We start from the raw sequence: 23,489 nt of genomic DNA, 5'->3' as shown, positions 1-23,489 counted from the left end.
ATTGGTTTAGCGCTCTCCCCAAGGGGCTTCATGCCCCGTGGGCCCTATTTCCACGGTATTCGCGCAGGTACCAACCCTAGAGAACGGGCACCGGGGCTGGTAAAGTGCTGCTTCGGAATTATCCGGGCACTGCAAACAACTGGTTTGCAGCAAATACGTGCGCTCCTATCCTGATCACATAGAACTGAATCTGTCCCGGCCAAATCAGTCACTTCCTGGGTGCGTTCCTTGAACAGCCGTCCGGGCCAGACGCTGGGCGAGCTGGCGAATTATTATGGATGGGATGATGAGCTGATACGGCTGCTGGACACACTTCCGCGCGCCGTGGCGGATAAATATGTCGAGCAAGCCTGGTCCTACGACAAGGACAGTTGGCGGCATATCCTGCCGGCACTATCCGCTTCCGACTCAGTGCTGTGTCTCGATGCCCGCTTTGGTAACACCGCGGCCGCCTTCGCCGAAACCGGGGTTTCGGTAACCGTCATTCATCCCTGCCCCGTGACTGTGCACATCATCCAGCACCGTCTCGCCTCGATGAACATCCAGAACGTGGAAGTTATCCACGTGCCGCTTGAAACTGCCAGGTTTCCATTTCCGGATAATTCCTTCCATGCCTTTATTCATCACGACGTAGTAGCGACATTACATGCTGATGAGGCAATCGCGGCCAGTCCTTTCGCTTCACTCACATCAACGCTTTTCAGTGAAACTTATCGCGTTCTGAAACCCGGGGGGTTTGCCCATTTCGGAGCAAAAAATCCATATGGTTATGCCCGCCTGCTCAGACGGGTGCTGAATTCATCTGGCAGCCCGTCGAAAGGTTCCCGCCTGACACCCATGCATCGTGCCAAGAATCTGATTCGGCAGGCCGGTTTCCTCCACCTCCGTGCTCACCCTTATCTGGTGGAGAACGATAATGTCCACGAGATCATTGCGCCATCCGGTTACCGCTCAACAAAAAACAGCCTTGCCACCAGCGAGAGATTAAAACAAATCGTTCTTGGAAAGACCGGTGCCAGATTTCTGGCGCCAGCTTATGGACTGGTCTGCTCCAAGAACCAGAACCTTCCATTGCCATTAGAAAGTTTTATTGATGATCTGTGCGCTCGGAATATTCTGTCTAAAACCGCTGGGAAAAGTTTCGGCTTTCAACGTTACCTTTCGCTCCCCGGCAAGGCCATCATCACCCTGGGTAATAACGGAGACGACAAACAAAACGTCATCATCGTTATTCCCAAAGTTGCCAGAGTGCTGGACTGGCGCCGGAAGGAAATAGTCATCGTTAACGAGGTGCGCGCGGTTTCACCGTTTCTTGCCTCACGGCTACCGCGCTTGTATACCGAGTGTTCGATCGGTGACATGACCTATTTCGCCATCAGCGAGATCCCGGGCATGACCATCGATCGTCGTGTGCGCGAGTTGGAACGACTCACGTGCAACGCGGTGGACTTTCTAATTCGCTTCAATCAGATCACCACGCGCGAGATTTCCATCGATGAGGCCGTCTTTGATGGCCTGTTCGGCTCGCTGATCAGGCAGGTCATCGCCACTTATCCTGATACGCGGCAAATCATGGAGAAAATTGAGGCCCACTTGCGCCGCGTCGTTCCTGGCAGAAACATAGCCACTGTCTGGCTCCACGGTGACTACAAGCTGGAAAATCTCATCTTTGACAAGAAGACTCTTGAGATCAACGGCATTATCGACTGGGAACACTCGCGTCGGGATAATCTGCCATGGCTCGATTTGATGTATCTGCTCGTTTACAACCGCATCATGACGCAAGAGCACGACTTCTTTGCGGCCTATCGTGAAGTGATTCTCGATGAGAACCTTACAAACCACGAAAATACGGTCATGGCATCCTACGCCAGCACAATACCTGTAACACCAGACATGAAGACGGTTCTGTCGTGCCTTTTCCTCTTGCACCACATCGGATTCCGCTATATTTACGTTATGCGCCGCGAGCTGGACCGGCATAATATATTCAATGCGCTCGACAATGTTGAAAAGCGTCTTGCCAGACTGAGCATCTAATTACAATAATCTCTGCTATTTCATGGCCCAGGCTATTTTTTTCATCTCTGCCGCACTGCTGCTCTACAACTATCTTCTGTTCCCGGCCGGCATCATTTTGATGGCCCGGATGGGTGGCAGTAAGGTGGCTGAAACATTGAGCACCGCAAGCGAGTCGCTACCAACCGTGACACTCGTGATTGCTGCCTATAACGAGGAACGGGTCATTGAGGCGAAAATTCTGAATTCACTGGATCTGGATTACCCGGTGGAGTTACTGCGCATCCTGGTGGTTTCAGACGGATCCACCGACTCCACGCCACAAATCGTGCAACGCTTCCAGAACAAGGGTGTTCTATCACTGCATGATCCTGAACGACGCGGGAAAACCGCCGCCCTCAACCGTGCCGTGGCTTCGGCGACCTCGGACATCGTGGTTTTTTCGGATGCCAACAACATATTCGATAAAAACGCACTTCGACAACTGGTCAAGCACTTTGCCAATCCACGCGTCGGCGGAGTGTGCGGCCTCAAGCAGATTTACCACTCCGCGGAACGGGAATCGAGCCAAGGTGATAGCCTGTACTGGAAATATGAGTCAGCCATCAAGGAATCGGAAAGCCGTTTGGGCTCCATTACCAATGCCGACGGCGAAATTTTTGCGGTTCGGCGGAGCCTGTACCAACCTGTTGATAACATGCTCATCAACGATGATGCAGAGATTACCTTCATCCTGATCAAGCAAGGTTATCGGGTATTGTACGAGCGCCATGCCGTTTCCCATGAGCAGGCCTCCATCCGGATCGAGGATGATTTCCACGTGAAAGTCCGCATGATATCCGGCGGTTTTCAGACCATTGCCCGGCATTGGGCCTTTCTGCTCCCACCGCGGTCCTGGTTTGCCTTTAATTTTGTATCGCACAAGCTGCTGCGCTGGCTTGCCCCGGAGTTCATGATCCTGATCGCGATCTCCTCTTTATGGCTGATTTCATCCCCGTTTTTTCTCGCCATGATCATCCTTCAGGGTGCATTCTATGCGCTTGCCGTATTAGGCTGGATTACGCGCGAAGGAATCGGCCGCCGGGCGGTTTTCTATATTCCTTTCTATCTTTGCGCCATGAATCTTGCGGCCTTGCACGGGCTGTGGCGTTTCCTCGCTGGTACCCAGACTACCCAGTGGCGCAAGGCGGAACGCTGATGCTTGCGAGCTCCAGCGTCATTGTTATTCTCGTCGCCTGCGCCTACGTGCTGTGGCGCGTTGTCCGCTCGCGCAACATGCAGTACTGGATCGGGTCTTACCTGGCATGGAAGATCTCCCGGATATTTCATCGGCCGTCTCCCCCCCGTCATGTTTACTTCTGTTTCGTCGACCATTACGAGCCCTATGGCGGGACAACCGACAAGGCGCGTGCAAACGAGCGGGTACGCCAATGGCTGGAGAAATACCCGCTAATCGCCGATAAACACGAGGACAGTTTTGGCAACCGGCCAAAACACACCTACTTCTATCCCATCGAGGAATATGATGCCGGCCTGATCGACCAGCTCAAAGGCTTGTGTGACGCCGGTTACGGTGACATTGAAGTGCATTTGCATCATGACAACGATAGCGCGGAGAATTTTCGTGAAACCATCCGCCGGTATGTGCAGACATTAAACGAGCGGCATCGGCTGCTGCGAAAAGACCCTGAAACCGGAAAAATTATCTATTCATTTATCCACGGTAACTGGGCGCTCGATAATTCACGTCCGGACGGCCGCTGGTGCGGAGTGGATAACGAAATCGACATCCTGGTCGAGACCGGATGTTATGCCGACATGACCATGCCGTCCGCGCCGAGCGATACCCAGACGCGCAAGATCAACTCGATCTATTTCGCCTGCGGCCGTCCCGGACAGCGTAAATCCCACGATACCGGACGTGACCTGCGCACGGGAGAATGGGGGAAACCCGATGAACTCCTTCTGATACAGGGACCCCTGACACTCAACTGGAAAGACGCCCGCTACGGCATCATTCCCAAAATTGAAAGCGCCGAACTTTCCTTCGATACTCCGCCCAGTGCGCAGCGCGTCCGTCTATGGGGTGAATGCGCCATTGGCGTCAAGGGCAAGGACGAGCATGTGTTTATCAAGGTCCACACGCATGGCGCCACGGAACCTTCCATGCAGATGCTGTTCAATGGCGGTTTCGATCTCCTGTGGACCGAGCTGGAACGACAATACCGCCGCGGAGACGAATGCTCGCTGCACTACGTTACGGCGTGGGAAATGTACGAAAAAATCAGGGAACTTGCGCGGGCATCATGACTATTGCCATCTGTTCATAGGGGATCCGATTGCGCATTTTGCACATCATCGAATCGCTTGATTTTGGCGGTGCCGAGAAAGTTACCGTCAGTCTGGCCAACGGCATGGCGGCTTCGCACGACGTGACCATCTGCTGCCTGAAACGCGTGGGCGTCCTTGGCACCCAGACCGACAAACGTGTCCGAATTGTCTGTCTCGACAAGGGTGAAGGCAACGAATACCTGCTGCCACTGCGACTGGCCGGCCTGATCAGGAAACATGGTTTCGACGTAGTGCACACCCACAACTGGGCGGTATTCCTGGAAGGCGGCCTGGCCGGCCTGTTGGCGGGTACGCGCATACTGATTCATACCGTGCATGGACCGTACGCAGATTACGCGCCATCCAGGCTGTCACGTTTTAAAATAGCCGTCCGCCATACTCTCGAAAGAAGATTGGCGCGGAGATTTTGTCGCATCGCCACGGTATCCGACGCCATACGCAGCTATATCGAAAAGGACATTCGCATACCCGCACGTCACCTGATTACGGTACATAACGGCATACCTGCCAACAATATAAGTTTCATACAACGGCCGGAACGCCCGCATGTCACCTTCATGACAGTCGGGCGCCTGGCGCCGATCAAAAATCACGCACTGATGTTGCGAGCGTTTCACACAGTATCCAAGGGAAATCCGAATGTCCGACTCGTGATAGTGGGGGATGGCCCGGAACGGCCGGCGCTGGAGCGCTTTATTCGGGAAAATGGCCTGGATGACAAAGTCACTCTGCCGGGATTTCGCGACGATATTGACTTGCTTCTGCGTGAAGCCGACGTCTTCCTGCTGACATCACACTACGAAGGAATATCAATTGCCTTGCTGGAGGCCATGCGCGCCGGTTTGCCGGCTATCGGGACCGCTGTGGGCGGGATACCGGAAACCATTATTGACGGAAAAACTGGATTGCTGGTTGCCCCGGACAGCCAGGAAGACCTCGTCAAGGCCATGCTAAGGCTGGCTGATTCAAAAACGGGGCGCGACGACATGGGCCGGCAAGGCTACGATTACTTTATAAAAGAATTTTCACTTGCCACCATGCTGTCACGCTATGAAAAGCTGTACACCGGCAACAACTGAAATATTAACGGTATCCATGAAGCTCAACATTCTTTATCACCACCGCACCCAGGGTCGTGGCGCAGAAGGCGTCCACATCGTCAGCATCGTGCAAGCCCTGCAGGCCATGGGGCATTCCGTGACGGTGTTGTCGCCTCCGGGCGTGGACCCGCTCGATCCCATACACAGCGCGCCCGTGGACAAATCGCAAGTCAAGACGGGAGGCGTGCAGACTCTGTGGAAATGGATCAGCCGGTATCTTCCAAATTTTCTTTTTGAACTTGCCGAGATCGGCTATAACCTTCCGGCGTGGCTGCGCCTGCGGCGCCTGCTGGCCACGCAGAAATTTGATCTGATCTATGAGCGTTATGCGTTCTTTCTTGTTTCCGGAGCTGTGCTGGCGCGTCGCCGTGGAATCCCGTTTGTGCTGGAGGCCAACGAGGTCAGCGGCATCGCCCATCGGGCGCGGCCACAGTCTTATCCGCGGCTGTGTGCCTGGTTTGAACGCATCCTGTTTTCACGCTGCACAGGTATTCATACGGTGTCATCTAAACTCAAGCAGATGATTCTGCAACAGAAGGTTCCGGACGAACGTGTACACGTCGCGCCCAATGCCTTCAATATCGCCAAAATCAAAACCCACGGGAAAAATCCGGCGTTGATCAGCGAGCACCATCTGGAAAAGAAACTGGTACTCGGTTTTGCCGGATGGTTCGATCGCTGGGACCGGCTCGACTTTTTTGTCGAGGTCTTCCGCGAGCTGCGCAAGAAGCATGATAATCTGCACATGGTCCTGATCGGTGACGGACCGGTTCTGACCGAGATCAGACAGTTTGTAGCCCGCAACAGTCTGACCCCTCATGTGACCTTCACCGGACCCGTGGCACGTGACCGAATTTATGAATACCTGTCTCTGATTGATATTGCCGTGCTGCCTCACTCCAATGACTTCGGCTCGCCGGTGGTCATGTTTGAATTCATGGGGCTGAAGATTCCCATCGTGGCGCCATTTTTGCCACCGATTGAGGATGTGCACACCCAGGGTGAAACCGCCATGCTGTTCGAACCATTGAATGCTGAAAAATGCCGGCAGGTCATTGAAAGGCTGATCACGAACCCGGCGCTGCGCCAACAGATTGCACAACGCGCCTTCCAGAAACTCCAGTCCGATCACACCTGGCACCGCAATGCCGCCCTGATACTGGAATCGGCCGGGCTACCCTCCGCTCCATGAAATCCGCCCGGAAGAACGGCCCGTGGCCGATCATATGCCTGGTATCAGAGCTGCCCCCGCCTCCGGGCGGCATGGCGGTACAGGCGGAAATGCTTGGAGCCGGGCTGCGTCAGCAAGGGCACGAAGTCATCAATGTGCCAACCAATGCCCTGCCCCAAAATTCGGCCTGGCGCCGAATTCCGCTGGTGCGTGGCATAGTCAACCTCTCCCTATTCCTATCGCGGCTGTGGCCAGGCTGTTTCAGGTCCAATGTGGTTCATGTATTCAGCCATTCGTATCTGAGTTTCTTTCTCTTTACCTTTCCCGCTGTCGCTGCGGGCAAGGTGATGGGGAAACGTGTCATCATTCATTATCACGGCGGAGCTGCCGGTGCCTTCCTGAGGCGATGGTTCTGGCTTGCCCGGCTGGCGCTGGAATCGGCTGACATGATCATCGTTCCGTCCGGTTTTCTGGCAGCGGTATTCATGCGTCATCATCTGCGCACGCATGAAATCCCGAACATACTGCCAGTCGACAGCCTGCCTTTCCGGGAGCGCTCTCCTCTACGGCCGCACGTCATCATGGCCAGGCATCTGGAACCGGATTACAACATCGCATGCGGGTTAAGGGCGTTTTCAATCCTGCGTCAATCCCGCCCTGACGCCACGCTCACTATCGCCGGCGACGGCAGTGAAAAAGCCATGCTGGCTTCTCTCTGTCACGAGCTTGGCATAAGCGATAGCGTAATCTTCACGGGAAATGTCGAAAACGCAAAAATGAAATTGCTTTATGATCGCGCCGATATCTATCTCAATTCCTCGCGCGTGGATAATCAGCCGGTATCGATACTCGAAGCCTTCGCCTGCGGATTGCCGGTGGTGAGCACCGCCGTGGGCGGCATTCCCTACATGACCCGGCACGGCGAAGACGCCATGCTGGCGCCGGACGATGACCATGCGCAACTAGCGGCGCACATGGTCGCCCTGCTCCAGGACAGCGCGCTCAGCGCTCGCCTTATCCACCAGGCCCGACAACGCGTGCGAGAACATGCCTGGGAGCCCATCCATAGTAAACTCCTGAAGCTTTACCACGGCGAATCCCGGACATGAACCTGTATCAGGACGTATTTTTCCGAAGCCTGGATGTCCTCCGTGGTCGACGCACCATCGAACGGCTGCACTTTCTGCGCCAGTCACAGCGCTGGGATCAGGCCACACTCAAGTCTTGGCAGCTGGCGCGGCTCAACGATCTGTTGCGGCAAGCGCGTGATCATTCAGATTATTACCAGAAACTGTTGCGCCAGACTTCCCTGCCGCTCAAAAGGATCGAGGATTTGGCGCAGCTCCCGATACTCACCAAGGCCCGGATTCAAGAGAATTTCAAGGAATTGCAATGCCGGAACATGCCACGCTCACGTTTTGAGCTGGCCCGCACCGGCGGCTCCACTGGCGAACCCACTTATTATTACTGGGACAAGCGCGGCATGGACTGGAACCGTGCCAGTGTTTATCGCAGCGCTGAATGGGCCGGCGTCGCGCTGGGCGAGCGTACCGTGCAGATGTCGGGCTCGCGCTTCGACTATAACAACGCCCAGAAACTGCTTCACCGCCTTACCTACTTTCTACAGCGTTACCGCGACTATTCCGTTGCCTTCATGACGGAGGAATTACTGGAAAAGTACTTTCAAGGCATCTGCCGTTGGCAACCGACCAGCATTTGGGGCTATGCCAGCGGCATTCATGCCCTGGCGGAATTCATCCGCAAGCACCATCCCGGAACTTCCTTTGATTTTCTGCGCGCATTGATTACGAGCTCGGAAACCCTGCAGCCAGAACAGCGCGGTCTGATCAATGAGGTGTTCGGCAACAACAAGGTGTTTGACCACTACGGCAGTCGCGAGATGTACATGGGCGCCGAATGCCGGGAACATCAGGGCTATCATATGCACGCGGATGTCCTGTTCATCGAAATTGTCGACAGGGAAAATCGCCCCTGTCGGCCCGGCGAGTTGGGGCGCGTGCTGATTACCGACCTGTCAAATCACGTTTTTCCTTTCATCCGTTACGAGATTGGCGACCTGGGTTCACTGGCCGATGCAAGGTCTTGCGCCTGCGGCGTCACGCTGCCGAGACTGGCCCGGATCGAAGGCCGGATCGCGGACGTACTGGTGCTTCCCGACCGTCTGCTGACCACGCCCAATATCGCCGTATTGATGAGCGACATGCGCGGAATAAAATCCTATCAAATACGGCAGGATTCCCTGGATGAGATAAAGCTTTATGTCGTGCCGGATGCTCATTACACCGATACCGTCGGACAGCATGTCGTTGACGCCTTCCGGCAAATGACTGGCGATGGCGTCAAGATCCATCTTGAGATCGTACCGGAGATCGCCGTGTCTGAATCCGGCAAACGCCGTTTCATCATTTCCTCCGTCAGCCGGGAACGGATCTGACCATGATCAGCGCAGGCAGAATGGTCAAACATGGGCTTGCCGCCTTACTCCCCGGCCTGGTGCTGATCAGGCAAAGGCGCGCGAAACATGACATCGCGCTTACTTTTGACGATGGGCCGCACCCGCAACACACGCCACGAATCCTGGATATTCTCGATGCCGGCAAGGCCACCGCCACATTCTTTATCCAGGGAAAAATTGCGCAGGATCATCCCTCTCTTGTTCGGGAAATTGCTGCACGCGGACATCAAATCGGCAACCACGGCTATTCACATCTCGATGCGCGCCATGCAAGCTTGCGTGCCTATGTCCAGGAAGCGAAACAGACCCAGGATGTTCTGCAGAATATTCTCGGGAAACGGATCGAGAAAATATTCCGCCCACCCTACGGCAACATCACGGGACCATCTTTTTTAGCGCTGGCATGGCATGGATTCCGTTTCGTTTTCTGGTCACTGGACAGTCGGGATTCCTATATCCGTGAGCCGGCCGCACTGATAGCGTACATAGACTCACTTCATATTACCGGTGGAGATATCCTGCTGTTCCACGAAGACTATGCGCACACCGTGGAATCGCTGTCACGAATAGTGGAATCCCTGAAAGGCCGTTCCCTGATATTTTCCCGGATCAGTGATCTTGGCCGTCACAATGAAATATAATCGGGCTGTGCGGAAATTGATGGCTTCCCATACAGGCTTGTGTCGATGGCTGGTGTTTTTCAGCGCCCTGCTGACCATCGCCTGCTCCCCTCCAGTTTTTTCAGAAGATGAACCGCCCACCTGGAAGATCTACTATATTTCCCCCACCGGAAGCGACTGGAGCAATGGCAAATCGGCTGACAAGCCCTTCAAGACTTTCGCGCACGCTTTCGACAAAATGTCCGGCGGCGACGAGCTGATCCTGCTGGACGGCGTCTACTCGGAACCGGCCGGGACGGGTTATATCAGTTATACGGATTATGACGAAGGCATCGGCGGCTCCCGTTCGGGGCAGATCCCGTCAGGCGTAAACAGCGAACGGAAGACATATGTCCATGCGCTGAATCCCGGGAAGGTAACCGTCGTTGGCGTCCTGTTCATCGGCCGCTCCTCCCGCAAGGACAGTCACATCAAGATCCAGGGCATCACTTTTGAGGGCGGCGGCAGCCTTTTCAACACCAGTCACGTCACGATCAAGGATTGCGGGTTCCATGGAGGGTTCAGCATTGGCACCAACGATCACCCACACGGCAACGAGCATAACCTCATCGAAGACGTGTGGATCTGGGCTTCCGGCGAACGTATTATTGCGATTAATTACCGCTCACGCTTCAATGTCTGGCGGCGTGTGCTGGTCCGCGGCGACGGCTGCGACAAGAAATTCTGCCGCGGCGAATCCAACCCCAACGTCGGCATCACTGTCTACGATTCAAGCAGCGTGTCCCTGCAGAACGTCATGGTGGTGGACCGCATACTGGCGCCGGGCGACGAACCCTATGCGGATTTCGCCGTGGCGCAACATACGCGCGGCGCCCATTTATTCGGGCAAAGCGAATGGCTTGGCACGATTTCGCTGCGCGCGCCCGATACCGGTTACTACATGGAACCCGATCATGAGGGCGTCGTCGATCCGACCATTCATATATCCAATGCCGTCGCCTGGGACGCCGCCCATCTGGGGTTCAATCTTTCCCGTGCCGGAACCAATAACGAACTGGAAAACCTGACCGTAAGGGCGCTGGGCGGCGATGGCGTGCGCATTGCACCGGCACTGACGTCCGGCAGTTTGCGCAACGTCATTTCGGTGGATGCGCCACGCAATGGCATCAATTCGCGCTACCCTTTCAGCCATGTCAATGTGTACAACGCCGGACAGGGGGCCTATCGGCAAAACGATTGCGCCACCGGCTGCTTTTCAAGCGACCCACGCGCCGACGGCAAGATTCCCTCGCTGAAATATCTGGTTCGCATAGAGCCCGGTTCCAAACTGAAAGGAAGTGGCTACCGGGGGGGGGATATCGGCGCCAACGTGCTCTACCGTTATGGCGTCGACGGTTCGCGCTACGGCAATCCTGACTTTAACAAACTAACCACAGTGCCGCTCTGGCCCTGGCCCAATGAAGAAAGAATCAAGAAAGAGATGTGCGAAAAAACCGGGGTGGCACGTGGTTTTTGCAAGGCCAGATCACTGACACATTATATTTGGGAGTATATGGGAAACCCCATGCCGGCAGCCCCCTACGCACCAGCAGAAACGAAACAATCATCCAGCAGCGTCCGCGGCGGTCTGATCAGTACAACACCTTAATGAAATATTTCCGGCAGGCTTAGCAGGCCAGAAAAATAGGCGTTAGACACGTAGCGCTCGACATGCTGACGCCGCAGGCGAAACCGGTCCATGCTGCCAAGCCGGTTTACCCCGGGCATGTAGGAAGCTCCCAGACGATAGCCTGCCGTTACTGCCGCGCGCACTACAGCGTCGTTGAATTCCTCGGGTCCACCCACCGGATAGGCCAGCACGGGCGCCACCTTTCCCAATTCCTTCTCAAGCTGCTGCCTTGATTCCGTCAGCTCCTGCTGAAGTTCCGTCGCATCAAGTCGAGACAGGATGGGGTGGCTTACGGTATGCGAGCCAAATTCCATGCCGGCGGCACTCATTTCACGGATCTGATTCCAGTCAAGCGGACGGCTGAGGCGGAATTCGCTGATTTTCATGGCACCGGCGAACTCGCTTTCGAGCCAGCCAAGGCATTTCAGTCGCTGCGCATTATTGACGCGCTTAAGTTTTGCGACAAGGGCAGCTGCTGCTGCACGTCGCGAGTCGACGCCGGAATCCAGAGATAGCGCGAGATCCAGCTCATTAACATTCAGAGTGCCGTTGGGAGCGTGATAAAGAATATGCGCGACCAGATCAAACCAGAATGGCTTGCCGCTGCCAACATAGCCGGTAGAGATGAATATGGTGGCGGGCATCTCAAGCGAACGGAGCACGGGAAAGGCATTTACATAATTATCGTCGTAACCGTCGTCGAAGGTCACGATTACGGGACGCCGGGGCAGTTTCTCCTTGTCGTCTAGGACATTCAAGAGAAATTCAAATGTGATGGGATGATATCGCTCTTTGAGGTAATTCATCTGCCAGGCAAATGCCGCGGGAGAGGCGCTGACCAGATCGGGATCGAACGGGAATTTCTCTTCGTTTTCGATATCGCAAACACGATGATAGGCAAGAATCGGAAGCTCGCCGAGTTTCAGCTCGCGCAGAAAGGATGACAGGCCATGCATACCTGTCACTGCCATTGCCTTCGCCAGATATTCCTTCTTTCTCATGTCGGATATTGTCGCGCCGTCCAGTACGCCACCAGTTTCGAATCAGGCATAAATAATGACAAACGCCTTGATCAGTATGCCCCATCCCACCGTCATCCCGGAAATGGCCCAGAAATCCCTTTCCGTGAATACAATTGGCTGCTTCAGTCTGAATCCCAGGGCGGCACAGAGCCCCAGCAGGAAGTAGAACGTTTCATATTCGAGCGTGACAAACATGGAGCTGGCGATATACCCAAGCACACTGAGCCCCAAAGCCGTGGCATAGGCCTTGTCGCGTTCATCCTCGGTGTCGCGCACATAAAACACCACGTTTTTTAACGACAGATAAATCAAACCAATCCAGAAAAACAGGCCGGGAAGGCCGGTCTCACCCATAATTTCGATGCTGGAATTGTGGGCGATGAGCTTGCTGGTGTACTTGAGAAAGTTGCCCTTGCCAATCCCGAACAGGGGGTTGTGCTGCACCATTTCGACACCTTCAATCCACATCTCGACGCGGTGTTTAGTGGACTTGCTCGAATCGTCCAGGGTCGTCAAGTGACTGGGCGCCAGCATGAAAGCAGCGCCGATGACGCCTCCCACAAGTGCAATCTTCATCAACGAAACCTTGTAGCGTACGGCTATGAAGAGCGCGAATAATGCCATCGTTGTCAGAAAACCACCGCGCGAGCCCGTGAAGTAGATCGCCACCAGCAGGAGACCTACCAGGCCCATGCCAAGGAGCCTGGTACCGAAACCAAACGGCGTCACGACATACTGCATCACAAATGGCAACCCAACCGTGTATACAACGCAAAATACACCGGGACCATCGAAAATGTTGATCCACCGCGTGCGACCAGGTTCACCCGCGGCCGCGGCTTCCGGGTCAATCCACCCCAGGGTCTGACCGGCCCAGCCCAGGCCCGACTCACCGGTCTTGTGCTCAATGCCCTCCACCGCGAGAACCAGGGCGAAAAATACCAGCATCAGTGCCACCGTTCGCAAGCGATCGGCAGATGTCACCGTCATGGAAACCAGCTTGAACAATACGAGCCATTTGGTGTAATTGATGATGATTTCCGTGCTGCGCTCATGGAACCCGTTTACGGCCATGGACAGGACGATCCATAGCAGCATCAGCAGGAAAAACTTGTCCAAGGGTGTCAGGGTAAGTGGATTTTTTTCCCGGGAGAAAAAAACCGCGAGCGCCCACAACGGGTAGACATAATAGTCTATGCGCATGTCCACAAAGGGCTCGATCCAGAGCTGGGGGGCAATGAAGAGCGTGGTCAGGTATACAAGAATAATCAACACAACGGTATCCTGGTGACTTTAGTGATTTAGATGCCTTTACGCTGGATCAACCGCATCAATGTCGACCGTAACCAGGCCTTTTCCGTTGCATGCAAGGCTCCTGAAAAAAACATCACGGCCATAAACGCGACATATAGCAGGATTTTCACAAGAAAATCCATGCTAACCTGCTGACTATCCAGTGGCACGGAAAGCAGATAAAAAAGTACCGTGACCGCTGCAATTCTCATGAGCTGCCGATACTCGTACTTAACCTTGAAATAACGCTGGGATATCCGGTTGGTGACGATCAGTACCACGCTGGCGGTCAGGACCTGCGCGAAACAGGCCCCGATCAGCCCAAGCCAATTGATCAACAGGAAATTCGATACAACACTGGTAAAGGCAGCGATCAATCCGATCTGAAAGATATGGTGCGTCTTCTTTTCATAGAGAATGCCGGTTTGAAACGAATAGTTCAGCACCTTGAGCAGGCCGCCAACCATCAGGATGGGCAATATACTGGCGGCAGGCCAATAGGCGGGGTCAGACATGACAATCAGCAAATCTTTCGCGAAATAAACGATGCCGAGACCGGTAGTGCACAGTCCTATCAGCAAATAGCGGACGATGCGCGCCTGAATCTCGGCTGCATTGCCATCTTTCATGATGGAAAACCGGAAGGCTCCGTAGGAGCGGTTAAAGGGCTCGCCGATCAGGCTTTCCAGCAACTCTGAAAACTTGAGAGCCAACGCATAAATACCAAGTATCTGCAGGCTCAAAAAGGCATCAATGAGGATTCTGTCGGCGAAGGAAGACGTCAGGCCCGTGAGCGTGCTTAGCAGGAAGGGGAAGCTGTATTTAAGAGAGGGCACGGCCTTGCTCCACTCAAATCGGTACCCGCATTTTGAAAGAACAAACGCGGTGAGACAGGTCCATCCGAAGGCCACGGCAATCAGATTCCCCGTCAAAACACCTTCGACGCCCTTGTCCAGGAAAACCACGAAATACGTATTGGCCCCAAGCTGGATGAGAAGCTTGAAAAACATGATACCGACAAAAAGCTTTGAATATTCCTTGGCACGCATATAGGCCAGGGACACCTGGGAAGAAAGTTCAAGCACCAGGGTAACGAGAATAATCTGAACGCCGCGACTGTATTCCGCGCCACCAAATGCGTAACGGGCAAGTGGTTCGTGCCACTGCCCTATCAGCAATACGCCCGCGATGGTGATCAACAGGGATACCGTCAAGTTAGTTGTCACTACCGAATTTCGGTCAGTCTCGGATTCATACTCAAAATAGAAACGCAGGGTAGCGTGCGCAATACCCACGGAAAGAAAACCCGTCACTACTGCAGCAATGACATAGAAAAGCTCGAGCGCGCCGTATTCAGCGACGGTGAGGTAGTTGGTATATATCGGCAGCAGCAACAACGCGGCAATACGGTTCAGCAAGTTGCCGAACGCGTATATCGTCGAATGCTTGAAAAATCGCCCCAGCGGCGAGCTATCGGAAGGCAAGATCTGCTCCGTTACAAGATGGTTACCGGTTTCTCAAGATACTGCCTACAGCAAGGCCTGAGTCCGAAGCACATCCTCCATGGTCGTGAAGGAAAAATCACTGAGCAGGCGTTCAAGCCGGGGACGGGTCTGCGACAGGTTGAGATAATGCCGGAATCGGGACATGGCCCCGGCGTTCTGTATACGGGGCTGCTCTGGATCAACCTCCCAGGGATGAAGATAGAACACAAATTCATGTCCGGACCGGTTTATCCGAGAAAGGCCCCAACGTGTGACAGGATAAGGGAACAGACGAAAGTAACCACCACCCGCGACAGGCAGCTTGACCGCTCCCGAACGAAAGATGGAGATGGGAAATTCCACCAGTGTGTAGCCAGCGGGCGTGCGCAGGCGGTTCGGGTAGGGTTGCGCATCGGGAATCCCGTATCGGTCGTGGCGCATGGGAAATATACTCGAATCATACTGGAATCCCTCCTCATGAAGGATATCCAGCGCCCACAGCGATTTACGGGTGATTGAATACGTCGCGGCGCGGTATCCGATGACCGGACGCTGGCATATCTCCTCGAGCAGCGCCTTGCTGCGACGGGTTTCATCGCGGAATACCTCGGGTGTCTGGGTGTATACCAGCGTATGACTCATCCCGTGTGACGCGATCTCGTGGCCGCGGTCGGCAATTTCACGAACGAGCGCGCGTTCATGCTGTGCCACATATCCCAATATAAAGAAGGTCCCCTTGACTGAATACGTATCAAGCAAGTCCAGAAGCCGATGAGTATTTTCGACCACCCGCGACTCGTATTCTCCCCAGGCACCTTTGTTCACCACGCCGGCAAAGGCTTCCACCTGGTAGTAGTCTTCCACGTCGATGGTAAATGCGTTCTTCATAATAGACAGGCTCAACACTTGAAAAAACATGCCTCAGCATGTTTTTGAATTACTTTAATTCCGGATTATTCGTTTATATATGCATATATATTTCAGCATATCACAGTTCTTTTACGGTCGATCCTCACGCCCTTCCGCAACCTCATTCCGCTTGCTGGCCAGTTTCTGTCTCAATGACGCGCGCATGCCTCTTCCTGTATGACCGCAGGCGACGACGCGTCCAGGCTTCAATAGCCAGGATTCTTCCACGAAGATTATTGGAAAATACACGCATGTCTTGCATTGGGCTCTCCTGGCAACCAAATTCTGTTTTGTAAGAATCGGTTCCGCCCTTCATAAAGTCATAGCAGTCGAGTTTTTCCCCAATTGCCGCCTCGAGGGCATAGACATGCGCGATCACGCCAGGTGAGTGTTTGGAAGCCAGCTCGACATCGGCACCGCCTTGATAAAAATATTCAGTGCCCGCATAACGGAGATTGTAAAGTGCGGCGATATTCACATTATCGAGCGACAGGAAACATAAGTTGAGCATGCCCTGTGGAAGCAGAATTCGCGCGAGACGTCGATGAAAATCGGTAAAGCGCGAGCTGGTGAACACGCCTTCCCTTCCTCGCGCCGCCCAGCGTTTCGCGTGCAGGCGTATCAACTCATCAAAGGCCTGATCCAGCTCGCCTACACTAATAATTCTCCGAAAATTAACCTGGCCCGCGCGCTCAAACTTGCGCCGCTTGTAGGGTAAACGCTTGGCAGCCCCTGCATCCAGAATCGAAATATATTCCTGCCACGAGCGCGGGATTTTGACACTGTAACGGATCCCCACTCTTTCAACGACCACGGAATATTTTTCACGAAGCAGGATACGCCGCAACGTTGTCAGAAGCAGCGACTCATCCAGCACATCGTTGAATACCAGCTGATCCCAGGACTTGCTGTCGCGCAAATGGTGCCAAACAGCCGTCGCAACGTCTTGCTCATAACCATCCAACGCGACAATATCCTGATACTCAGACGCCACTTCCTCCCATTCCGGTTCGCCGGTTCCAAGAAAACGCAGCGTGCGAATCCTGAGCAGGCCAAGTTTTTTCTGAACCTGTAGATAAAAAGGCGCCAGACCGACCAGCCTGCCACCGTCCCGCACCAACAACACATGGGGCTTTATGCCGCTGTTGTGAAATATTTCCCACCAGGTATGAAGCCATTCCCAACGCAGGCATATACTCCGCGCACGCGACTCGTCCAGTATTCGGTTCCATTCCTCCCGCAAGCCCGCCAAACCTTCGGGCGCATCGACCACAGACAAGGTGATTTGTTTCCCCACGATCAGGGATCTGACTGGAAAGAACGTGAAGCCGGAATCAGGCTGAAACGTAATGCTGGAATCGGCGAGGCTACCTGACCCGTTACTGGAGTGATAAAAAACAGGCTGGGCACCTGATAAGAAAATAACTCGGCAGCAGCTGTCTCTGTAAAACAACGCATGAGCCAGCTCGGGGATGAAATCAGCGTTCTCTGACGCGCTTGGAAGCAGCATCCTCCATGGTCGGCTTTCCTGTCTCCAGCGAATCGCTAATACGCTTGAGTAACGTCTCGATATTTCCCATCTTTCCTGCAATCGAAGATAGCGCCGGGGCGAGATTATCCAGCCTGCTGAGCTGCTGCCCGATATTCGCCAATGCGCGGGTATTGTCACGCAGCAGGCCTTGCGCCTCGCTGCCACCGGAAGTGCTGATCTCCGTGCGCCGCTTGTTGATCCGTCTGGCATAGGGCAGCCACTGAAGCTCCTCGATGGCCGTATTCAAAACACTCATCGAAACGGTGTGCACGTTGTCAGCAAACGCACAAGTCATGGCCGTGTCGCACAGGGTATTGATAAGTCGTGGCAAACCCCCGGTGTATTTATAGATGGTGGGAAACGTGTCTGGCGTAAAGAGTTCTTCAGGTTTCGCAGCACCGGCGATGCGCAAGCGGTGATGAATATAGTCATGCATGTCGCTTTCGGTCAGCGATTTGATGTGGTATCGCAGTCGTACGCGCTGCGTCAGCTGCTCCATCTCCGCTGTGTCAAGCAATTCGGTAAGGGCAGGTTGTCCCACGAGAATCACGTGCAACACCTTCTCTTTGCGCGTCTCCAGTCCCGACAGCATCCGGATCTCTTCCAGCACCTTGAGGCTGAGGTTATGCGCGTCATCGACAATCAGCACCAGCTGCTTGAGCTGAAGAAAGTTGTCGACCAGAAAGGTATTAAGCATGTCAATCAGTTCGACCTTCTTGGCATTGAAAGGGTTGAGGCCGAACTCAACCAGCACTGACTGCAGAAATTCGACTTCATCGAGCTGGGTCTGGAATATCTTTGCCACCACAACATTCTCATCCAGCTCGGAGAGCAATTTCTGAATTAGCGTGGTCTTGCCACAACCGATTTCACCGGTGATAACGACAAACCCCTCACGGTTCCACACGGTGTAATCCATGTAGGCCTTGGCGCGGGAATGCGCACCGCTCATGTAAAGAAAATCCGAATCCGGCGTAAGCCGGAACGGCAATTCTTTCAGCTTGAAATACTCAAGGTACATTAACGCGTTACCTCGTGGAGATCGGAGTAAACAGCGGGCTGCTGCTGTACAGAACTGAAAGGAATACCCGATTTTCCTCGTATTCCACGACTGAAATGGTACTGGTACGATCAGTGCGGCGGCCTTCCAATCCTAGACTGACTGTCCTGTTCACGCGATAGCCGAGGCGGAGACCGGAATCACGGTCGGTGTCTTCCCGGACGAAATTCTGGTACTGGATTCGCGCCTGCTCCGTGAACAACGTGACTGTCGTCGCACCGGAATAGAAAAAGTCCAGCTGCAGGCGTACACCGTTTTCTTTCCGGTCTTGCGGGGTGGTCTCGAAATCAAGCTCTTGGGTATACGCTGAGGAGTCTATCGCAAACGAGGAACCACGACGGTTATAAAAGATACTTCCACGCTTGGCATAGTAAACGTCGCTGGTGACGACATCGGATGTTTGGCTGGTCGATGTTGACACAGGCAACCCTGTGGATGATGCCGTCGCGGTCGAGGCGGACAGGACGTCCGCCCCCGTGTCGGAAAATTCCCCGCTGGCAGACATTCCGAAGCTGGATTCCGTTGTCAGCTGGCGGACCCAGGAAAGCCTGGCCAGCGTTCCGTCCAAATCCTGGCCCCGATCCCGGCTGATTTTACTGGTGCCAAGATCGATGACGTATTGTGAGCGCGACGGACGGTACTCGGCGCGGGCAAAGACATCATGACGGGTATAGTCGTTATTAAGCGTCGAATCGTCGTAATTCACATCTAGCAGCTGGAAATTGACTGAATATACGGAAGTGGAATTGGCCTGGTACAACCAACTGGCCGAACTGCTGAAACGATCGTTATCTGCATTGGCCCGCCCCGTGCTGACATTCCCAGCTCGCGCGCCAAGGGCAAGTGTGTGCACCGGGTTGAACCGCAGGTAAAAATCCGGGCCGGTACTGAATACGTTTACATTGGTCCGGTTGGATGGCGTATCCGCTGTCGTGTTGGTGATTTGTGTTTCTTGGTAGACATCCTCCACGGTCCAGGTAAAACGCTGCGGCGATATAGTCCACAAAAGGGAGGAATTGAGGTTGTATACACCCTCATCGCTAAAAGTATCGTTCTGGTAATCGTGGTATTCAGCCAGGGCCAGTATTCGGGCTACGACCTCCGAAGTGCGCTCCTGATAAGCAAAGCCGGCCAAATAGGAATGAACCGTATCACTGCGTTCATTCGAGGGGGCGCGAGTAATGTTATCGCTACGTGTTGCCGTGTAGCCGAGCCCATAGGCAAAATCACCCGCCTGGACCGCTGATACGGCACCGGCCAGAAGTACAATCAATACCAGCCGCTTGCTGGCGACTCCCCCAATTGTGAATGATTGCATTTTTTATTTTACCTTTTTGTTCCTGTGGTTAACCGGGCGGGAAATAACCTCCCTGATGGCGGCAAACGGATTCTTCAGCATATCCAACCAGCGAAAGTCCGGGAGAGCGGGCTCGTCGTTGAACACGACACCCACCAGCTTCTTGTCATCGATGGCCTTGATGCAAGTATTAATCTGAGCATCCGTCACGCGGCCATAGGGCACCACCAGCACCACGAAATCACACAATTCAGCCAGGATCTGCGTATCCGCCGATTCTGTCATGGGAGGCGCATCAATGAGAACATACCGCTCCCGGTAACGCTGTCTGATGTTCTCCAGAAGCTGTTTCATTTTCAGGGACGTAAAATACTCGGCAGGAATTTCACGCTTGCCGCCGGAAGGGATGACGCGAAGTCGCTCAATGCCCACGGGATGAATGATGTCGGCTATATCCATCTCCGAATTTTCCATGTAATCCGTTAATCCCCGAAAGGAACCCTGTCCGAAAAGACGATGCAGCGAGGGATTCTTCAGATTGCAATCCACCAGGAGCGACGTCTTTCCGGCGTCAAAGGCAAACGCTACCCCCAGATTGAGCGAGACAAAACTGCTTCCGCCACCACTGGAAACCGAGGTAACCATGATGACGCAGTTGCGGCCCTGGGCTTTCTGAATAATCTTGGTTCGAATCTCGCGAAACGCACGCACCGTAGCATTGTCACCAAGCTCTGGATAGATAACGCGATTATGGGACAGTGCCTGTTTGCTGAGCGGCGCCTTCTCCTCCATTCGGGCAATGGCCTCGCTCGAGCTGGCACGCTGTTCGATCAGTGCCGTCACATGGCTCGCGGTGGATGCGTCATCGCTAACCTTCTCGCGCGATACCGGCTGGGGCTGCGGTGAAACTATCCGCAGGCTACCCGTGGTGCGGGCCTTGTTCAGTGCTTTTTCGATCTTGCTCATCTCAGAAAACCTTTGCAACACGCAATGCTGCTGTGACGAGCACAACAAGAATGGTGCCGTTCACCATCAGCGAAAGCCATGCCAGTTCGCGACGCACCGCCTGTGTTTCCGCAGGGGCAGATAAATGAGGTACCACGGCCAATAACGGGATCTTATGTTTCTCTGAAATCAATGAGCCGATGCGCAATCGCGGGTCCACCTGATGTATCGCGTAAAGTATTGCCAAGGGCAACAACACACCCAGCACCAGACCGCCAATGACAAAATGAAGAAAACGCAGGCCACTCGGCGACAACGGCAGTGTGGCTGGCTCCTGAATCTTGATCGAGAGGCCCTGTCTTTCCTTGTCCAGGTTCATTGAAACGCGGGCATTCTCACGGCGTCTCAGCAGGTCTTGATAGATATCGCGGTTAACCTGGTAGTCACGCGTGAGTTCGGCCAGGGTTGCTTCGCCGCCGTGCACGCGCCGCCCTCGTTCCAGTTCCTGCTGCAACTGCCGCTTGGCCTCACCGATGCGGGCGGCGAGCATCTCAATATTGACACGCGTCTGGGAAAGCTCCTGCTTGAGCTGCTGGTACATCGGATTATTGATCACGCCTTCATCAATGATCACTTTGCCGCTGACCTTGGCGGCATCACGACGTTGCCGTTCCTCGGTAATAGCCTGATTCAGGTCCACGATCTGATGCTTGACCTGTATGACATCGGGATAGTTGTCGTGATAGCTGAGGCGCAAGGTCTCGAGCCGAGACTGAAGTTCCGCAATGCGCGAGCGGAACTGACCTTCACGGGATAAGGTCGTAGCCACTTCCGCCTCGCCGGAGAGCTGCTTTTCCAGCGAGAATTTTTTGACTTCGGCTTCCTTGAGGTCCTGACTTGACTGTTCGATTTTTGTCTGCAGCGTATTGAGTCGCGAACTGATATCAGCGTCGGTTCCCGGCCGGGCATCCAGATTCGCGGAGCGAAATTCCTTCAGCTGTTCTTCAGCCCTGAGAAGCTTGTCATGATATTCCTGTGTCTGCTTGTCGATAAAGTCGAAAGCGGCTTTGCTTTCGTCAATCTTGGCGCCCAGGCTTTCAGAAATAAAAAGATCGGCGAATTTTTTCGTGGTCGTGAAAGCACGCTGCGCATCGTCGTCTTTGTATTCGATTTTGATAATGTCCTTGCCGACAACCGTAATGGTCGTGCGCTTGGTGATTCTCTCGATGATTTTTTCTTGCTCCGTGGGCGTCGGATTGGTTTTCATCCAGCCAGCATCTTCCAGGACCTGATTCATGACTTTCCGGCCAAGGATTACTTCCCGTGCCAATCGGGAGCGATCCGTGACTTCCGTGGCGACGGCTGCGCCCTGCATCAACGGTTGAATGATTTTCTTGTCTTCCACCAGAATGGTGGTGGTGGAGGTGAAGCCCTTGGGCCAGATCAGGCCCAAGCCTAACATGGCAAGATTAATGGCAAAAAAAGCGATCACCAGCACCTTCCGATAATGAAAGGCTTCGTTGGCCAGCAACTTCAAAATCTGTTCTGGGCGGAGACTCATGGCATCATCCTCAACCTAGAAAAGTCTTTCAGGAACCGTTACCACGTCGCCGGGCCTCAGCTCAAAGTTGGATTCGAGCTTTCCTTTGGTAAGAATATCGGTGAGATCGATTTCGAGCACATCGGTTTTTGTTTTTCCCTTGCGATAAAGCTTGGTGCGATTCGGTGAGGCAAAATCATTGACGCCACCTGCTTCAAGCACAGCATCAAGCACCGTCATACCCGGACGATAGGGCATGGAACGCGGGGTACGGACAGCTCCCGTTACTCGCACACGAGAAAGAAACTCATGGCTGCGCAACTCCGTCAGAATAACAGCAACATTCGGTTCACGGATATACGCCGACAACTTGTCCTTGATGATGGCGGCGACCTGCGTCGGCGTGTTGCCACCGGCCTGAACGTCACCAATCAAGGGTGCCGATATTTTACCGTCCGGGCGCACCGGCACGGTCAAAGACAATTCGGGATTGCGCCATACCGTTATCTGCAGACGATCGTCTACGCCGATACGATAATCGCCTTCCACGTAAGAAGTAAACCGATTCGCCTCCTCCTTCCCTTCTCCGGTATCCGGTACTGATGCGCAACCCGAAACCAGTAAAATCATCCCTGCCAACAATGCTGAAACAATACGAAGCAAATTCATTTTTACCTGCTTATTTCTTCAAAAAACTCAACAAACAACATCGCCGTGAACTGGCCTGATACCCCGAGTTGATTAGTCCACCTTTAGCGCGTTGTTTTTTGGTATTGCGAGGGCGATTCTATCGTCAGTTTGTTTGCCGGCCAGTACAAACCGGTAGATTCACCACCAATAAACGATGATGCCGCATCCTGTCCTACCGCTCCACAAACGACTTTGCGATTATACATTTATTCCGGATAAATGTGAGCTGCCGTATAATGCCGTGATTAAATCTCATAGCGAAACATGAGGTTATCCCTGAACTTCTGATGGGTTAGGTGATCGGCGATAGT

At 53.9% G+C, this 23,489-nt stretch carries 19 protein-coding genes; 9 read left to right on the top strand and 10 right to left on the bottom strand.

Features of this window, described 5'->3' with window-relative positions:
- Positions 1 to 324: 324 nt before the first annotated feature.
- The 9 genes from NUV55_RS04940 to NUV55_RS04900 are packed head-to-tail and all read left to right on the top strand — an operon-like array spanning position 325 to position 11,386.
- Positions 325 to 2,040 (top strand): phosphotransferase, encoded by a 1,716-nt coding sequence (locus NUV55_RS04940; protein WP_296670900.1) that lies wholly within the window; start codon positions 325 to 327, stop codon positions 2,038 to 2,040.
- Between the two features lie 22 nt (positions 2,041 to 2,062).
- Positions 2,063 to 3,217, top strand: a complete 1,155-nt coding sequence (locus tag NUV55_RS04935; RefSeq protein WP_296670898.1) for a glycosyltransferase family 2 protein — start codon at positions 2,063 to 2,065, stop codon at positions 3,215 to 3,217.
- Entirely contained in the window at positions 3,217 to 4,329 is a 1,113-nt protein-coding gene (locus tag NUV55_RS04930) for a hypothetical protein (protein ID WP_296670896.1), read from the top strand. Before NUV55_RS04935 ends, NUV55_RS04930 begins: the two co-directional genes overlap by 1 nt.
- Positions 4,330 to 4,358: 29 nt before the next feature.
- Positions 4,359 to 5,450, top strand: a complete 1,092-nt coding sequence (locus NUV55_RS04925) for a glycosyltransferase (RefSeq protein WP_296670894.1) — start codon at positions 4,359 to 4,361, stop codon at positions 5,448 to 5,450.
- Positions 5,451 to 5,466: 16 nt separating this feature from the next.
- Positions 5,467 to 6,663 (top strand): glycosyltransferase family 4 protein, encoded by a 1,197-nt coding sequence (locus NUV55_RS04920; protein WP_296670893.1) that lies wholly within the window; start codon positions 5,467 to 5,469, stop codon positions 6,661 to 6,663.
- Entirely contained in the window at positions 6,660 to 7,751 is a 1,092-nt protein-coding gene (locus tag NUV55_RS04915) for a glycosyltransferase family 4 protein (protein ID WP_296670891.1), read from the top strand. The genes NUV55_RS04920 and NUV55_RS04915 overlap by 4 nt, the downstream gene beginning before the upstream one ends.
- Entirely contained in the window at positions 7,748 to 9,097 is a 1,350-nt protein-coding gene (locus tag NUV55_RS04910) for a hypothetical protein (protein WP_296670890.1), read from the top strand. The genes NUV55_RS04915 and NUV55_RS04910 overlap by 4 nt, the downstream gene beginning before the upstream one ends.
- A gap of 2 nt (positions 9,098 to 9,099) precedes the next feature.
- On the top strand, positions 9,100 to 9,759 hold the full coding sequence (locus NUV55_RS04905) for a polysaccharide deacetylase family protein (RefSeq protein ID WP_296670888.1): 660 nt from the start codon (positions 9,100 to 9,102) through the stop codon (positions 9,757 to 9,759).
- A gap of 19 nt (positions 9,760 to 9,778) precedes the next feature.
- Positions 9,779 to 11,386: a hypothetical protein gene (locus tag NUV55_RS04900; protein ID WP_296670887.1), complete on the top strand. Its 1,608-nt coding sequence runs from the start codon at positions 9,779 to 9,781 to the stop codon at positions 11,384 to 11,386.
- Here NUV55_RS04900 and NUV55_RS04895 read toward each other — a convergent pair.
- The 10 genes from NUV55_RS04895 to NUV55_RS04850 all read right to left on the bottom strand — a co-directional run bounded on the left by NUV55_RS04895 (position 11,383) and on the right by NUV55_RS04850 (position 23,157).
- Complete coding sequence (locus NUV55_RS04895) at positions 11,383 to 12,408, bottom strand: polysaccharide deacetylase family protein (RefSeq protein ID WP_296670885.1); 1,026 nt, start codon at positions 12,406 to 12,408, stop codon at positions 11,383 to 11,385. The two genes, NUV55_RS04900 and NUV55_RS04895, sit on opposite strands and share 4 nt — an antisense overlap.
- A gap of 42 nt (positions 12,409 to 12,450) precedes the next feature.
- Positions 12,451 to 13,704, bottom strand: a complete 1,254-nt coding sequence (locus tag NUV55_RS04890; RefSeq protein ID WP_296670883.1) for an O-antigen ligase — start codon at positions 13,702 to 13,704, stop codon at positions 12,451 to 12,453.
- Between the two features lie 26 nt (positions 13,705 to 13,730).
- The gene (locus NUV55_RS04885) at positions 13,731 to 15,206 is read right to left on the bottom strand and encodes a lipopolysaccharide biosynthesis protein (RefSeq protein ID WP_296670882.1); all 1,476 of its coding nucleotides are present in this window, start codon (positions 15,204 to 15,206) and stop codon (positions 13,731 to 13,733) included.
- Between the two features lie 45 nt (positions 15,207 to 15,251).
- On the bottom strand, positions 15,252 to 16,094 hold the full coding sequence (locus tag NUV55_RS04880) for an XrtA system polysaccharide deacetylase (protein ID WP_296670880.1): 843 nt from the start codon (positions 16,092 to 16,094) through the stop codon (positions 15,252 to 15,254).
- 142 nt (positions 16,095 to 16,236) lie between these two features.
- Positions 16,237 to 17,625, bottom strand: a complete 1,389-nt coding sequence (locus NUV55_RS04875; protein WP_296670878.1) for a GNAT family N-acetyltransferase — start codon at positions 17,623 to 17,625, stop codon at positions 16,237 to 16,239.
- Positions 17,594 to 18,667: an AAA family ATPase gene (locus tag NUV55_RS04870; protein WP_296670876.1), complete on the bottom strand. Its 1,074-nt coding sequence runs from the start codon at positions 18,665 to 18,667 to the stop codon at positions 17,594 to 17,596. The genes NUV55_RS04875 and NUV55_RS04870 overlap by 32 nt, the downstream gene beginning before the upstream one ends.
- 7 nt (positions 18,668 to 18,674) lie before the next feature.
- Positions 18,675 to 20,024, bottom strand: a complete 1,350-nt coding sequence (locus NUV55_RS04865) for an outer membrane beta-barrel protein (RefSeq protein ID WP_296670875.1) — start codon at positions 20,022 to 20,024, stop codon at positions 18,675 to 18,677.
- 3 nt (positions 20,025 to 20,027) lie between these two features.
- The gene (locus tag NUV55_RS04860) at positions 20,028 to 20,969 is read right to left on the bottom strand and encodes a CpsD/CapB family tyrosine-protein kinase (RefSeq protein WP_296670874.1); all 942 of its coding nucleotides are present in this window, start codon (positions 20,967 to 20,969) and stop codon (positions 20,028 to 20,030) included.
- Between the two features lies 1 nt (position 20,970).
- Complete coding sequence (locus tag NUV55_RS04855) at positions 20,971 to 22,509, bottom strand: XrtA system polysaccharide chain length determinant (RefSeq protein WP_296670873.1); 1,539 nt, start codon at positions 22,507 to 22,509, stop codon at positions 20,971 to 20,973.
- Positions 22,510 to 22,524: 15 nt separating this feature from the next.
- Positions 22,525 to 23,157, bottom strand: coding sequence for an XrtA/PEP-CTERM system exopolysaccharide export protein (locus tag NUV55_RS04850; RefSeq protein WP_296670872.1), 633 nt, complete (start codon positions 23,155 to 23,157; stop codon positions 22,525 to 22,527).
- Positions 23,158 to 23,489: the final 332 nt, after the last annotated feature.

Source organism: Sulfuricaulis sp. (assembly GCF_024653915.1).
Lineage (GTDB): Bacteria > Pseudomonadota > Gammaproteobacteria > Acidiferrobacterales > Sulfurifustaceae > Sulfuricaulis.
This window is presented reverse-complemented; position numbering and strand designations above follow the sequence as displayed.